The 16058-nt window shown below is 53.5% G+C and carries 10 protein-coding genes and 1 tRNA gene; 3 read left to right on the top strand and 8 right to left on the bottom strand.

Annotation, left to right across the window (positions count from 1 at the left end; translation table 11 throughout):
• Positions 1-80: 80 nt before the first annotated feature.
• The 7 genes from MKZ24_RS12155 to MKZ24_RS12125 form a co-directional block, all read right to left on the bottom strand.
• Positions 81-3854: an Ig-like domain-containing protein gene (locus tag MKZ24_RS12155; RefSeq protein ID WP_340783267.1), complete on the bottom strand. Its 3774-nt coding sequence runs from the start codon at positions 3852-3854 to the stop codon at positions 81-83.
• A 126-nt stretch (positions 3855-3980) separates the two neighbouring features.
• Positions 3981-5531 carry an ABC transporter substrate-binding protein gene (locus MKZ24_RS12150; protein WP_340783264.1) on the bottom strand — a complete coding sequence of 517 codons (1551 nt, stop codon included), beginning with the start codon at positions 5529-5531 and terminating at the stop codon, positions 3981-3983.
• A 38-nt stretch (positions 5532-5569) separates the two neighbouring features.
• Positions 5570-6454: a carbohydrate ABC transporter permease gene (locus MKZ24_RS12145; RefSeq protein WP_042238760.1), complete on the bottom strand. Its 885-nt coding sequence runs from the start codon at positions 6452-6454 to the stop codon at positions 5570-5572.
• Positions 6455-6470: 16 nt separating this feature from the next.
• On the bottom strand, positions 6471-7457 hold the full coding sequence (locus MKZ24_RS12140) for an ABC transporter permease (protein ID WP_340783262.1): 987 nt from the start codon (positions 7455-7457) through the stop codon (positions 6471-6473).
• A 258-nt stretch (positions 7458-7715) separates the two neighbouring features.
• Entirely contained in the window at positions 7716-10025 is a 2310-nt protein-coding gene (locus MKZ24_RS12135) for an AraC family transcriptional regulator (RefSeq protein WP_340783260.1), read from the bottom strand.
• Between the two features lie 58 nt (positions 10026-10083).
• Positions 10084-10860 carry an SGNH/GDSL hydrolase family protein gene (locus MKZ24_RS12130; RefSeq protein WP_340783258.1) on the bottom strand — a complete coding sequence of 259 codons (777 nt, stop codon included), beginning with the start codon at positions 10858-10860 and terminating at the stop codon, positions 10084-10086.
• 234 nt (positions 10861-11094) lie between these two features.
• Positions 11095-12003 carry an AraC family transcriptional regulator gene (locus MKZ24_RS12125; protein ID WP_340783255.1) on the bottom strand — a complete coding sequence of 303 codons (909 nt, stop codon included), beginning with the start codon at positions 12001-12003 and terminating at the stop codon, positions 11095-11097.
• Positions 12004-12135: 132 nt separating this feature from the next.
• On the opposite strand from MKZ24_RS12125, the gene MKZ24_RS12120 reads away from it, so the two are divergent.
• The 3 genes from MKZ24_RS12120 (at position 12136) to MKZ24_RS12110 (ending at position 15552) form a co-directional block, all read left to right on the top strand.
• Positions 12136-14124: an alpha-amylase family protein gene (locus tag MKZ24_RS12120; RefSeq protein ID WP_340783253.1), complete on the top strand. Its 1989-nt coding sequence runs from the start codon at positions 12136-12138 to the stop codon at positions 14122-14124.
• A gap of 232 nt (positions 14125-14356) precedes the next feature.
• Positions 14357-14674, top strand: coding sequence for a transposase (locus tag MKZ24_RS12115; protein WP_042238769.1), 318 nt, complete (start codon positions 14357-14359; stop codon positions 14672-14674).
• Positions 14675-14685: 11 nt separating this feature from the next.
• A complete protein-coding gene (locus MKZ24_RS12110; protein ID WP_081956649.1) occupies positions 14686-15552 on the top strand; it encodes an IS3 family transposase in 867 nt (288 codons plus the stop codon).
• A 419-nt stretch (positions 15553-15971) separates the two neighbouring features.
• Here the strand turns inward: MKZ24_RS12110 and MKZ24_RS12105 are convergent.
• Positions 15972-16050, bottom strand: a tRNA-Leu gene (locus MKZ24_RS12105).
• Positions 16051-16058: the final 8 nt, after the last annotated feature.

Below are 16058 nucleotides of genomic sequence, written 5' to 3'. Positions count from 1 at the left end.
TAACATAAACGCTCCTCTTAGATTCCCAGCCTGCTCAACTGTAAAAGCGCCCTTCCCGCAGGAAGAGCGCCTTTTACCATTTACGGCAATACCGAGAAGATAATATCGTCGAACAGCATATAAGCGAAGCCGCTGGTATAGAAGCCGACCTTGCCGGACGGGCGGTGACCCGGATCACTGCCGGAGAGCCTTGGCGAGCCGTCCACAGATACGGCAATATCTCCGTCCCGGGCCGTCACCTTCACGTCATACTCCGTATCCGGCAGCAGGTCATGTCCAGGCAGGACCGTCTCGGTCAGCTTCTGCCAGGCTGTGTCGTACAGTATCCAGCCGGAAGATCCGTCTGCCCGGGTACGGTAGCCGATCCGGGTGGAGCCAGTGCTGTCCTGGCGGTCGAAGATGTACAGGATGCCGTTATCGGGCATCACGGATGGCGTCTTCAGCTTGAACTCCAGCTGATAAGAAGTGAAGCTGCGGTCGAGCAGGCCGGTAGCACCGTTCAGCAGCTTATAGCGGCGGTTGCCGTCCGGATCAGCGGCGATGCTGCGGTTAGGGTCCACCGGCCAGCCGTTGCCCCCGTTCTCGAAGTCCGTCTCATGCATGATACTTGAGACGGTTACTGTAATGTCCGCCTTAATGAGCGGATTTACCGTAGACACGGCAGAGATGAGGGTCTCGCCTTCGTATACGGCGTGGACCACTCCCGCGCTATCCACCGTAGCCACCGCCGGGTTGGCCGACTGCCAGGATACGCCTGTATCCGGCGTTTCCGCAGGGTCGAAGGCCACCTGCAATTGCCGCTGTTCCCCGGCGGCTAGACGCACCTTGCTCTCCGCCGGAATGATTCCGGCCAGTGTAGTCGTAAGTGCCTTGAACTGAATGTCATCGAAATGCATCTGGCTGACATTGCTGACATAGAAGCCGACCTTGCCCTCTGTGTTATGCCCCGGATCATTGCCCTTCAGGCGGAAGGCTCCATCCAGGTAGACGCTGATGTCGCCGCCTTTAACAAGCATTTTGACTGCATACTCCGTATTCGGCTGCAGGTCATGTCCCGGCAGCTTCACCTCCTTCAGCACCGTCCAGGCTGAATTGTACAGCAGCCAGGCGGAGCTTCCATCCGCCCGGGTTTTGTAGCCAATCCGGCTGGAGCCGCTGCCGGCCTGGCGGTCGAAGATATACAGGGTCGCATTATCCCCTATAACCTCCGGTGTCTTCAGCTTGAAGCTCAGCTCGTAATCGGAGAAGGTCTTGGGACTGAGCGCTGAGGCTCCGTTCAGAATCTTGTACCAGCGGTTTGGCCCAATCTTCTCAATGCTGCGGTTCGCATCCTGCAGCCAGCCGTTCGCGCCGGATTCGAAATCCGTGAAGTCCATCACGCCGTCCCCTGCCTCCACGTTCACCGTAACCGTGGCAGTCAGCAGCGGATTCTCCGCCGAAGCCACCGTGATGACTGTGCTGCCGACCGCCTGACCGGTAACTACGCCAGCAACATCCACAGACGCGATGCCGGGATCGGCCGAAGTAAAGGTCAGGACGGGATGATCCGCATTCCACGGAAGCACCGCCGTGCGCAGCTTCAGCGTTTTCCAGCGGTCCACGGTAACTTCGCTGTCATAGACGGCTACCCCCTGCACAGGATAGCTGTCTGTTCCTGCCGTTGTACCGGCTTTCCCTGCTATACCGATCTCTGCAAACGGGATGTCAGGAAACCCGGGAATGATATCGAAGACATCCGCATCCGGCCGCAGCGACAGATCGCCTCCCGCTAGGTCGGTGAAGCCGGGATCTGCTGCGCTCACCCAGTTATTGGCGTACTGCACAAGCCCAAATTTGTCGTATGCCCCGTACACATTGGTCGTTACGCTGCGCGGAACCGACGGATTGTAGACCACATTCCCCTGGAACGTATTCGTGTCGGGATAATACCGGTTCTCCGTGAAGAAATCCGCCAGCTCGGGGTACTTCGTCAGATAAGGGGTTCCGGTGAAATTATTGTTCGCCGTGAACAGCGCCTGCCACTTCGGCATGTAGTTCAGCGGTACCTGATCATCTGGCTCATCGCCCAGGAACATATCCGCATAATCATAAGGAATTTTGCTGTCGATAAAAATATTGTTGCGGGTCAGGATATGTGCACCGCCATTGTTTTTAATGGCCGAATTGCCCATCTTGTAAAAAATATTCTCGTCGATAGTCAATCCCATCGTGAAATTGTCGGGATATATGCCCTCCACTCCGGCTTTGCTCTCGCCGATGTTATGAAAGTAATTGCGCCTGATGAACGTTCCGCGCTCATGGGGCTGCTCGCCGGCATTCATGTAGATCGCCCCGAGATCCGAGAAGGTGGTGCATACATCATAGATCTCGTTATACTCCACGGTATGATCATTCCCGAAGATCAGCACGCCCGGATGGGGCGCATCATGCAGCTCATTGTGCGACATGCGGTTGCCGACGCCGGACAGCAGCACCCCGGGATTGTAGGCTTTGTGATAGTAGGCAAAATCGTGAATATGCGAATTCGCCACCACATTGTTCCCTGGCGCAAGCGTCGTTTTGTTGCCGCCTGTCAGCGTGACGGCGGTGCCGCCGATATGGTGAATATGGGTGCTGATGATGGCGTGGTCCGTTCCCGGTGCCCCTTCAAAGTTGTTGTAATAGAACCGGCTCTGTGTGTTAACCAGTACCCCGCTGTTGGTGAAATTGCGGATCTCGCTGTTCAGAATACGCATATGGCTGCCGCCCATGAACACTGCAGCAGAATCGCGGCCATTCTCAAGCACAAGCTCGGAGAAGTCAATGTACGAAGCATTGAGCGCGTTAATCATCGGACTCTTCAGCATCGTCACTTCAATATCCGGGTTATCCGCTGCAAACTCAGCGTTCGGCAGGAAATACAGCTTGCCCGCCTGGCGGTCGATGTAATATTCGCCCGGCATATCGATTTCCTCCAGCAGATTTTGCGCAAAATGGAAATCAGGGTACCAGTTTTTGAAGATGCCGCTCATTTCCCCGTAACGGAGGGTGATGCTTCGGGCAGCCGTGTCAATGGAAGCAATCTTGTTATACGACCATTCCCAGCTGTAGCCGAAGATCCCGTCCAGCCAGATATCGTCTGCCTGCGTCCAGTACTGGGGCCGGTCATACGTATAGGTGAAGGTGCCGCCGCGCGTATGCACCTCCCCGTTCGGGTCCTTCCTTGTCGGACCGGGATCAAGGATTTCATCCATCTGGACAGTGCTTTCATTGGGCCAGCGGGCCAGCGTCATGCCCTGTCCGGCCACATACAACTCCATTGGCGGCACCCCGCTCAGATCATTGGCCAGATAATAGCCATGACGGCTGAGCTGGCCGTAATCGGTGATCCCGAGCGCTGCCAGATCCGCCTCCAGCACTTTGGTTCTAGCCTCTGTACTTATAATACGGCTGAGCACCGATGTGTCCGTAACCGGAACGAACGCTGACTTGGCCAGCTGCTCCGAACCTGACAAAGTCACGGACTCACCCGGATAAGCCGTGTAAGTGACTGGCTTGCCGGCTTCGCCTGAATCCTGCTGCCGAAGCTCGAAGCTGGACGTCCGTTCATACCTTCCTTCGCGCAAATACACAGTGACGCCGCCCTCCGGCAAGCCATCCTCCGCTTTCAGCGTCCGGATGGTATCACGGGCTTTTTCCAAAGTCAGAAACGGGGCATTCTGCGTCCCACTATTGGAATCGCTTCCATTTATGGCGACATAAATAACCGCCCCTGGAGACCCTCCCTCCGCCGATATAGTACCCGCAATCGGCGGGGCAGGATTGATCGTGAACAACATACTGGCGGCAAGGGCTGCAAGCAAACGTTTTTTCACCAAGGCTCCTCTTCCTTTCCGGTTGGAATGATAACGGCTCCGCCGGTATTATATCTTGGCGAAGCCGTCCATGAGCAGCAGGTTCCTGTGATCTCCTCCAAAGGTGCAGTATATTCTCTATGAGGCTTATTTCTTCAGGCCTTTATCCTTAAGGAATTGCTCGAATTGTTTGGTTACCTCTGCTACATACTTCTCTTCGCCCGCTTCCTTCAGCTTGCCGTATAATGCAGGCCAGGTCTCTTCGAAGTCGAGTGTTCCGGTAACCAGTCCCCGTTTATATTCACCCCAGACCGCATTCAGGTTGGCGATCTCCGTATTCACCGGTTCGGAATTGAACTTGAAGGCACCTACAGGATTGACCTCTGAATTGGAATTGATCTTTTTGGTCTCTTCCCAGACATTCTCCGGCTGACCTTCTTTCAGATAGGAGTTGAATACGCTGCCAAAAACCCAGTCCATATTCGGCAGATAACGGGAATCCGCCTTTGCCTTGATGTAATCCCCATTGGTTGTGTCATAGTGTTCACCGACAACACCATTGCAGAGCAGATTGTACAGCTCTTTGTCGGTATTCACCAGATTAAGGAACATCATCGCACGTTCCGGATTAGGGGCCGTACGGCTGATCGACTGGTTAGTCGTAGCCGAATAGCCGTTGGAGAACCAGTCGCTAAGCGGTACAGTAATAACATCGTTGCCGCCGTTTTTGGCCTTCACCTCAGCCTCCACACCCGGCTTGAGAGTAACGTTGAAATCGACTGCAATTTGGCCTTTGGCCAGGTAATCATTCGCTTTTTCGGTAGCGGCATCCTTGTAAATATAGCCTTCCTTATACCATTTGCTGGCCAGCCGGAAATTGTCCAGCTCTTCTTCCGGATAACGCTGCAGCGTATACGTAGGATCATCCGTTTTGATATAGAAATGGTCATCCAGCCCCGGAACTACCCAATATTTGTCGTCATGGGACTGCGGATTGATGAAGGAAGTGCCGAATACGCCAAACGGAATGATGTCCGGTTCATTTTGCTTGATTTGAGCCAGGAACGGTTCGATATCCGCTATCTTCTTGATGGAAGCGGTATCAAGATTGTACTTGTCAGCGAAACGTTTCTGGATAATAAATCCGTAACGGGAGCCGTTAATCTGCTGGTTCGGGATACCGTAAATTTCCCCGTCGACCGACAGACCGTCCCACATCACCTGCGGCACATCCGCCTTCAGCTCCGGTGCGTATTCATCCAGCAGGGCATCCATCGGCTGGATGGCTCCTTTGCGCACCAGCTCTTCGGGCTTCAGCATGTAGCCGGTCCAGAGAATGTCGAACTTCTCGCCCGCTGCAAGCACCGTGTTCATCTTCTGCACATAGTCCCCAATCGCAACAGGCATCAGCTTCACTGTGGCATTAATCTTCGCCTTCACAAGCTTGTTGACTTCCTCCTGCACCTTCTCCTGATCGGCCTGCAGCTGCGACAGCGGATAATACCAGGTCAGTTCGACCGGCTTCAGCTCGCCTGCGTTTCCTGATTCCGGAGCCGCGCTTTGCGTGCTTTCCGCTCCGCTTCCTTCCGCGCCCTTCCCGGCATTGCTATTGCCGCCGTTATTGTTGCCTCCGCAGCCGGATAGCACCGATCCAACAAGCAATACAGATGCCAGAACTCCAAACAGCTTCTTTTTCATGTAAGTGACCTCCTGTACTTTGTACATGTAATTGTATGTTAACCCTTTAGGGAGCCAACCGTAAGCCCTTTGACGAAAAACCGCTGAAAAAACGGGAAGATCACCAGCATCGGTCCGCCTGCCAGTACGGCAATCGCCATCCGCGCCGAGCTGTTGGGGAAACTCGATAGATCGATGCCCAGCTGTCCGGTAAATTCAGAGTTCGTAGTTAGAAATTCGATGCTGTTAAGCGTACGCACCAGCAGCAGCTGCAGCGGCACTTTGTTCGGATCGTCGATGTAGAGCATCGCATTGAACCATTCGTTCCAATACGTAAAGGAAATCAGAAGACCCAGAGTAGCCAGCGCAGGCGTCGACAGCGGCAGGATAATCTTGAAGAAAATGCGGAATTCCCGCGCCCCGTCAATTTTCGCCGATTCAATGATCTCCAGCGGAATTTTGGACATGAAGCCTTTCATGACCATGATGTTGAACGGCGACAGCAGAATGGGCAGAATCAGCGCCAACAGGCTGTCTTTCAGATGCAGATATTGCGTAATGAGAATGTAGGAAGGAACGAGTCCCCCGCTGAACAGCATGGTGAAAAATACATAGAACGTCGTCGCCCGGTTATACCGGTAATCCTGCCGAGAGATCACGTATGCAGTCATCGCGGTCAGCAGCAAGCCGGCCAGCGCACCAATAATGGTCACCGTGAAGGTCACTCCATAGGCGCGGAGCAGAATGTCAGGAGCATCCAGCAGATAGCGGTAGGCATCCAGACTGAAATTTTTGGGGATAAACTGATACCCGTTTTCGGTCAGCGACTTCTCATCTGTCAGCGACACGGCGATGACCAGCAGAAACGGCAGGACGACCACAATCGACAGCACCGTAAACAGCAGATTAATGAACAGCTTGGAAAATTCGAATTTCTTGCCCACGCTTAAGGGCACCTCCTTACCACAGGGAATTATCAGAATCAATTTTGCGTACGATTCCGTTTGCCGTCAGCACCAGCACCAGACCCACAACCGACTGGTAAAAGCCTGTAGCCGCAGACATGCTTACATTGCCGACTTCACGCAGCGCACGGTACACATAGGTATCGATGATATCCGTAGAGCCGTAGAGAAAACCTGAGTTGTTCGGAATAAAATAATGCAGGCCGAAGTCGCCGCGGAACATGTTGCCGATAGACAGGATCAGCATAATGATGATGATCGGGGCCATCAGGGGGATTGTGATTTTGAACGCCATCTGCCGTTTGGTCGCCCCGTCGATCCGCGCTGCCTCGTAATATTCACTGTTAATGCCAATAATGCCGGCAAAATAAATCAGCGTGTTGAACCCCACCACTTTCCATAATTGAACCAGAATGAGAATCACCGGCCATGGCCCCGCATTCTGGTACCAGCTCACCGGATTCAGCCCGAAGGATTCCAGGGTGCGGTTGATAAAACCATCTGAATGGTTCAAGAAGGCATAGGCCACATAACCCACAAGTACCCAGGAAAGGAAGTGTGGCAGAAACAAGGCTGTCTGGTAGAACTTGCTCCACTTGGCCTTGATTTCGTTCATCAGAATCGCCAACAGCAGCGCTGCCGAGGTACCTACCACAATGTAGGCGGTATTATATAGAACCGTATTACGGGTTATCCGCCACGCCGTATCCGTAGTGAATAAATAACGGAAATTATCCAGTCCCACCCACTTACTGCCGAAGATGCCGAGATCGTACCGGTAATTTTTGAAGGCGATAATCAGGCCGATCATTGGAATATAGGCAAAAATCAATTTGTACAAGAGTCCCGGCAGTGAGAGCAGAAACAGCTCCCGGTTGTTCCGGAAATGGTGAAGCTCTCTTCCAATCCACGTTCTTCTGCGCGTTCCTGGCGGCGCACCTGAACTTCCTCTTTGTTCCGCTAGTGGAACCTTATTCAACATAACCAAAGCCCCTTCCTTTCCTTCCTTAGCTGCAGCTGCTTGCCTGTGTATCAGGCTTTGCATGACTAACAATAGCGTGAATCAGGCTTCGTCGTTACTGTACAATTGCAAGATTGCTGTAAAGAGGGGCTGTATTGTTGCCAGTTTCCTGTTCCGGCCGGGCGGAGCCATATGTGGCGCAGCAAAAAGCCCGCTATAGGAACAATGTCCATTAGCGGGCCCGGCTTAAGGCTGAAAAAACTTGTTTATTTTCTTTTTTTATTTGCTGCGCTCAATGGCAGACTTCAGGCGGTATTCCTTCGGTGTCGTTCCGTAGCGGCGTTTGAACAGGCGGTAGAAATAGCTTTCGTTGCCGAAGCCGACCTTTTCCATAATCTCTGTAACGGTCAGGTCCTTCTGCTCCAGGTACTCTTTGGCATAGGCCAGGCGGGCTGAGTTGATCTGATCCACCACTGTCGTGCCTTCCTGCGCTTTGAACACCTGGCCCAGATAGACCGGGTTCATCTTGAGCATATCAGCAATCCGCTGTACATTCAGATCCGGATCGGCGTAATGCTTATCAATAATTTCCTTCACTGTTTCTGCCAGCAGCCGGTTCTTATCCTCCCGTCCGCTGCGCCGCTGCTCTGCCACCTCGCGCACAACCTCCAGAAGTACGGCCTCAATCTCATCCAGCGTCTCTTTTTCCAGAATACGCCGGTTAATGGCCTGCAGGTTGACCGATACCGGGTTGACGTTGCGGTTATTCATCTCGCCAAGCGTATTGCTTAAGGTAACCGCAAGATGAAGAACCGCCGAGAACATATTCTCGTAGCTGAAGCTGCCGAGCAATTCCCTCCATTTGCGGATCGTCTGCTCCGTTTCTGCCAGATCCCCGCCCTTCAGTCCTTCTGTCAGCTGCCGTTCCAGCTCCTGCGGGATACGCAGCGATTCATTCCGCTCATTCTCCCGCAGCATTTCAGGCTCAATCACGGCTCCCTTGCCGAAGACCATCCGGTAGTTCGAGTGACGCATGGCCAGATTGTAATGCCGGGAGATACAGCGGTAATCCGTGAACACTTCGCTCAGTGTAACCGTAAAGGTAATATGGTAGTAGTCAAAAATCGTCTGCTGAAGCTCCCGGAAGCGCTCTTCCAGCTTCGCAAGTGTCCCGGCTCCGCTGCCGGTGATGAAGACCAGATGGCCGCTTTTCATATCTGCCGCTTCACAAGTGCCTTCCAGCCGCAGCTGCTCCTGGCCGATATTGGCAATGGCAAAGTACAGCAGGGATTCCATCGGCAGCCCCGGATCTGCCGCAAGCCCCTGCAGATTGTCGATCTGCACCAGCGCCAGCCGCAGCGGCGACGGATAAGCGATGTCTATTCCGTGCTGCTCCCTGATCTGCAGGAATGCCTGTTCATCGAGGCTCTGGCTTGACCCGATCAGGCTGCGCAGCTGGTAGAGCTTCGCAATATTGGACTGCGAGGCCCGTTCCAGCTCCAGCCCCTTCAGCTTGCTGATCATCTCGGTTACATTCGCCGCAATCAGCGACAGCTCATCCTTCGCCTGCGGAGCACCGCGTACATCCTGCGGCACCAGCGTCAGCAGCTGGCCCACCGGCTTATACAGCCGCAAGGCAAAGAACACGGATAGCAGGATAGCGAGCAAAGCAACAGACAGCGTGACCGCTATCTCCGTCCATTTCATCTGCCGGACGCTGCCCAGCACAACATCATAATCCTGCATGCTGACAATCTGCCAGTTATTCAGCGCTTTGCTCAGATAAGTGACCTTGTATTTCCTGTCTCCAAACGTTTCGTTAAAAGAATTAAGCGGCGCAGACGAAGAAGCAATCCGCGGCAGCAGGTCCGCCTTGATATTAAGACCCGCAGGAAGCAGCCCGTCGGTTGAAATAAGCACCTCACCGTCACTGTCCGTAATGAAGAGTACATCCTCTTCCCGCTCCGCCACATGATTAAGCGCTTTCATGTTGTCCAGCATCCATCCCGGCTTCACTGTCAGAATCAGCACATTGCCATTAATAGAACCGAGGGTGTCCCCGTCATATATAAAGATCGCAAATACATCTATCCCCTCATCCTTTCCGTCAAGGTCCAGCGGAATCAGCTGCAGCTTCGGCAGATCCGCCCGGGAGGCCATGTAGTCCTTAAGGGAATCGTAAAGCAGACTATTATTAATTTCATGATTGAGCGACGAGAAGAACCGGTGCTGGGCCCCGTTGTAAAAAACGGCAGCATGCAGATACGGGGAAGCTGCCACCGTATGGTTGAGGCGCTCAATCTTGAGAATGCTCTGCCTGTAATCCGCACCGGACTTCAGCGCGAGCAGCTCTTCGTCATTGTACAGGGAAACGGCCAAATCCTTCACGATACCATTCATGTTCTCTATATTGTAATTGATTTGGGTCAGCAGCTTGCGGTCGGCTTCGTTCTGCAGGCTGAGCACCTTGCCGCGCGCATTCGAATTCACAAATAGCGAAGCCACAGCCAGCGTGGCGACAACAAGCATAAAGCTGAGTATAATCCGCTGTAAATATTTCCGCGAGCGGATCGTCTGCAATACATTCATAGGTGATCTCTCCCGGCTCATAGGGTGACCTTAATATAATCCCGCGCCATTTTGATTGTCAATCCGCTTGTCTGGGGGCCGCCTCCCCGAGTTCCTCCGCACCCAGCAGCGTATCCAGCTCTGCTGCGAATACATTCCGAAGAAGTGTCTGTGCGATTACCCCGTGTCCCGCTGCGTCCGGATGGATTCCGTCGCCATATCTATACGAGGCATGGAGTGACCGCTCCTGCCGGATATGCTCCAGCAGCGGTGTGCGCACATCGATGATGCCCTCCGCAGGACATTCACCGGACAGAAGCCAGCCCGCATAACGTTCCAGTACTTCATCGTAATTCTGGTAAGGAGCCAGATAGCTGAAATCAGCCGCATCCGCCGACTGCAGCTGGCCGTTCATTGACGGGGCATCGAATGGCGGCGGTGTCATCAGCACAACTGCGGCGCCGGCTTCACGGATTTGTGTGCTCAGCTGCTGCATCCCCGCCTGATAGGCTGCGAAACGCTCTTCCGACAAGGGATGATAAATCCCGTCATTCATCCCGTAGCAGGCTACGACCACACCCGGTGACGCTGCCGCAAGCTCTCTTGCCAGCCGTTCATGGATGCAGGGACGCGGAAACGGATGCGCCGCTTCACTCAGGCCCGAGGCCGTCTCGCTGGGGACACCGCATGGGATGAGCTCCACCGCCAGATCCGGACGGTGCTGCTTCAGCCATTCCCGGATTAAGCGGATATACAGGCCATCCGCCGTAATGCTGTCCCCGAGGAACAGAATCTTGAGATTCGCAGATTTTTTTGTCACGCTATCGATAATCGTATTAATATTTAAAGGCAGCATATCTTCCCTCCTGATCATTGCGCTATTTCCCCGGCTTAGCCTATGCCAAGCGGTTCTCCTGCAATCTAATGGTAGCGCCCCCTGCCCTTTCCCGCCTTAACGATCCCGACTTTCTTTAGCATGATATCGACATGACCGTGTTAATAATAACGCAGCGCATTCGACTTGAGCCTATTTGCTCCAATCTAGTACTGCTATCAAATGCAGCGCTCTTGGCAGCACCCGAAGCGGCCCTTAGATTTCCTCCGTTTCGGTAGAGACAGCCGTATCTTGCCTCTGACGCAGCCGCCGGCGGTACGCTCCGGGAGTCAGCCCAAACCTCGAACTGAACAGGCGTGTCAGATAGTTCGGATCTTGAATGCCTACCCGTTCGGCAATTTCCGAAATACCCAGCACCGTACCTCCCAGCAGCTTTTTGGCTTCTTCCAGGCGCAGATGGAGTACATACTGCAGCGGCGTGGTGCCGATATGCTGTTTCATGCACCTCGTAATATAATCCGCCTGGAAATGCAGCTCCTCTTCAAGTCCTGCAAGATTGAACGGCTGTCTCCAGTGGACATCCAGGTAGCCTGCCGCCGCCCGGGCCAGCCGGACCGCCGGCTCCGGCTGTGCAGTCCGTATGCATTCCGTCTGAAGTGCCTCCAGCAGCCCGGCCAGCAGCAGGTGGAGACGCAGCGCATTTTCTGCACTCAGCCGGTTGTGTATCTCGTTCATCTCATGTAGAATCGGCTCCAACGCCCCTACATCGACAGTGGCGTATTTCGGCATGTACAGGCGCTGCTGTGCAGAGGGCTCCTCATCCTCCACCGTTCCCTTGGCCAGCAGGGATGACCAGGGAATATCCTCCCGCCGGATATACGCCGGCTTAGATTCATGGATGAAGTGCACCCAGTATATTTCTGTATCCTCCTCACACGCCCGGTAACCTTCATGTGACAGTCCCGCCTCCAGCACCAGTAGCTTACCCGGACCCACCGCATACTCCTTGTCCTCTTCTCTCATATAGAGCGTTCCGCGCTTCACCAGCAGCAGATCATACACACCGAAGGTGCGGGCGAAATGCCGGTCCCCCGGAGGCCAGACGGCATGTCCCACCGTTACAAATTGCGGCAGCGGCGGAATCGCTAATTCCAGACACAGCACTGGCTATCTCTCCTGTCCAAGTCGATTTTGTGCTATTCAAAGTCTATAATATCACTGGCTGCCCCGGCATAAAAGAGGTACATTGACTGGGAATCCGCTTTTCATCCAAATCGTATAAGGGGTTGTGTATCCATGCGTTTTCGTCAGGTTCACCTGGACTTCCATACTTCTGAATTCATTCCCGGCATCGGCAAAGATTTCTCCAAATCCCAATTTCAGTCCATGCTGCGCGCCGGTCATGTTGACTCTGTTACGGTATTCTCCAAATGCCATCACGGCTGGGCCTATCATCCCAGTGAAGCCAATGAAATCCATCCGCAGCTCTCCTTCGACCTTTTGGGGGACATGATCAGTGCAGCTCACGAAATCGGAGTCAAGACGCCGGTATATCTGTCCGCTGGCCTTGATGAGAAGCTGGCCCGCCGCCATCCCGAGTGGCTGATCCGTGATGCAGAGGACCGCACACGCTGGGTGAAGGACTTCATGACGCCGGGTTATCATGAGTTTTGCATGAATACACCTTATCTGGACGTTTTGCTGGCGCAAATCCATGAAGTAGTCTCCCGTTATGATGCTGACGGTATCTTCCTCGATATCGTCGGCGGCCGTAAATGCCGTTGCCAGTACTGCGTCTCGGCAATGCAGGCAGCCGGCCAGGATCCCCGCGATGAAGCAGCCGTCACGGCCCTCGGTGAACAGACTTATCTGAATTATGCACGCCGTGTCCGGGAGACGATTGACGCGGTAAAGCCAGGCCTTCCGGTCTATCATAACAATGGTCATCAGCAGCGGGGCCGCCGTGATCTTGTCCAGGTTAACAGCCACCTCGAGCTGGAGTCACTTCCGACCGGAGGCTGGGGCTATGATCACTTCCCGCTGTCAGCACGGTACGCCCAGACCCTGGGCATGGAATTTCTCGGCATGACCGGCAAATTCCATACCTCCTGGGGCGAATTCGGCGGCTACAAGCACCCGAACGCGCTGCGGTATGAGGCCGCGCTCAGCCTTGCCCACGGTGCAAAATGCTCCATCGGTGATCAGCTTCACCCTTCGGGCTTCATGGATGAAGCGACCTATGCCCTAATCGGCGCTGCCTATGCCGAGGTAGAGGCGAAGGAGCAGTGGTGCAGCGGAGTGAAGTCCGTTGCGGACATCGCTGTCCTGTCCCTGGAGGCGGCACGTGAAGCCTGCCCAGACGGACAGGCGCTGAAGGGACAGCGGAATCTGGCTGATGCAGGAGCAGTGCGTATACTGAGTGAAGGACATTACCTGTATGATATCGTGGATACGCTCAGTGATTTCGCCGCGTACAAAGTGCTGATTCTGCCGGATGAAGTGCCCGTATGGCCGGAACTGGCTTCCGCTATCGAAGCCTTTACCGCTGAAGGCGGCAAAGTGTTGGCCACTGGCCGTTCAGGACTCAATACGGCAGGTGATGCTTTTGCGCTGAATCTGGGAATAAGCTGGCTGGGAGCCAATGCCTACCGGCCTTCTTACTTTAAGCCGTATTTCACTCCCGGCGCCCTCCTGCCTGCTTCCTATGTAATGTATGGTGAAGGTCAGCTGGTAGAATTGCGGGAAGGACAATTGCTGGGTCACCTGGAGAACCCGTATTTCAACCGCGATGTCTTTACTTTCTGTTCGCACCAGCATACACCAGGTACCAGAGAAGATAATGGACCGGCCATGGTTGAGAGCAGTAGCGGAATCTACATCGCCTGGGATGTGTTCAGTGACTATGCGGAAGGCGGCCACCTTATCCTCAAAGAAATGGTGCTGCATGCACTGTCCCGGCTGCTGCCGCGTCCCACCCTGCGCACTTGTCTGCCGGCCCGGGGAATAACGACCCTGCAGTACCAGCCGGCGGAGAAGCGCTATGTGCACCATCTGCTCTATACCGCCCCTGCACTGAAAGGCCGTATCGAAGTCATCGAGGACATCGTGCCGCTGCGGGACATTTCTGTCAGCCTGAATCTTCCGTCTTCCGCCTTGGTCCAGCGGGTCTATCTGGCCCCTTCTATGTCTGAATTGCCGTTTACGGTAAGTCCGGAGGGTGAAATCTCATACACAATTCCTTACTTGGAGAATCACCAGATGGCAGTGATAGAGCTGGCCCGTTAAAAAACAAAATTCACCCTACAGGTGAATCCAGATCATACTTATTGAGTGTGTATCGCCTCCCCTGAATTTTACCGGGCTCTAGATGAATTATCCGCTCATCATGCGGACTGAGATTCCGTTACTTGAACAGATCTGGCGAAATCGCGGAGTATCCGGACTGAGTGCAGTTAGAATAAAAGGTGGACGCCCGTTAACAGACTGGCCGATAATGAGACTAACGGAGGTGTGTTCAATGGGAGAACATCGGCAACGCTATAACGAAGAGTTCAAAAAGCAGACCGTGCAGTTCATTCAAGAGCAAACGAAAACGGTGGCGGATTTGGCGGAAGAACTGAATATCCCCAAAAGCACGCTGCATCAGTGGATGAGCCAATACCGGGAACTGAAGCATGAACCGGCAGCCAGCATGGATCGGGTCCGGGAACTCGAAGCCCAGTTGAAAGAAGTGAACCGGTTACTGCAAGAGAAAGAGAGCAAGCTATCCGATGTAGAGGAAGAACTCGCAATCGTAAAAAAAGCAGTGCACATCTTCAGCAAACCAAGGAACTGAAATTCCAGTTCATGGAGAACCATCGCTCCGAGTTCCGCTTGGAGAAGATGTGCAAAATCCTACAGGTGTCCAGGAGCGGATACTATAAGTGGCGGACAGGATCCCCTTCAACGGCGTATAAGCTTCGAAAAGCGGCGATCCTGAAGCGAATAAACTATCACTTCAAGGATCAGAAGGGGCGATATGGGAGTCCCAAGATCACCCGGCTGCTGCACCAAGAGGGCTTTACCATTACGGAACGTACCGTAAGTGTGTATATGCGGCAAATGAAGCTCCGCTCCATTGTATCCAAGACGTATCGTGTCCAGACTACCAGCTCCAACCCTAACCATCCGATTGCCCCGAATACCTTGAACCAGCAGTTTAAAGTCCTTACACCCAATACAGTATGGGTGACAGACATTACGTATATTCCATGCCGTGGGGGCCGGCTGTACCTGGCGAGCGTCATGGATCTGTGTACGCGTGAAATTGTAGGATGGCGTTTATACGACCATATGGAAACCCGTCTGGTCCTGGATGCCTTACAGGATGCCTACACTGCTAAACGGCCGGGAAAAGGACTCTTGCACCACTCGGACCGGGGTTCCCAGTACACCTCTCACGAGTACCGTGACCAATTGAAGGCTTACCACATGGAAGCAAGCATGAGCCGCAAAGGGAACTGCTACGATAACGCCTGTATGGAGTCCTGGCATAGCCTTTTAAAGAAAGAACTCATCTACTGCAATCCGCGTTTCAAAAACAAGGAGCAGGCGTACACGGCTCTTTTTCAATATATTGAGTTTTACTACAACCGCAAGCGAATCCACAGTGCACTAGGGTATCTTTCGCCTGCCCGTTTTGCCGAGCAATTTAACAGAAAATCGGTCGCGTGAACGTCCACTTTGTTGACAGAGGTCCAGAGATTCCGTTAAGTGTTCTGATATGCCACATTTTAAGCCCAAATGAACAACATAGCGGATTCTCAGTCCTCTTTCACCTTAGGAGGCAAGTTTTCGGCAAAATAACGACTTCCAAGTCCGCTTCAGCAAGGAATTCCGTGGGTTGCATAAGTAGTCACAGTCACCGGGCTCTTATTAGTTACTGAGGGTCGTCATAACCGAGTAGTCATAACAATGAAGAAAACCGGCGGCGGATGCCGGAAGAATCTGAGGATTGTACCGCTTGGAATAACTGGCTTATTTGGAGCCAAGTTAAAGGTAATCGACAATAGCTCAACCTGTATAATTACCTTAAAGAAAAAACAGGCTTACAAATTTGCCCGAAAGCAAATCTGTAAGCCTATTTATGATGATACCGGCGAGAGGACTCGAACCTCCACGGTTTCCCTCTCGATTTTGAGTCGAGCGCGTCTGCCATTCCGCCACGCCGGCAAATTATA

Source organism: Paenibacillus sp. FSL R7-0297 (genome assembly GCF_038009025.1).
GTDB lineage: Bacteria > Bacillota > Bacilli > Paenibacillales > Paenibacillaceae > Paenibacillus_AQ.
The sequence above is the reverse complement of the archived record's forward strand: the minus strand, read 5'-3'. Positions and strand labels throughout refer to the sequence as shown.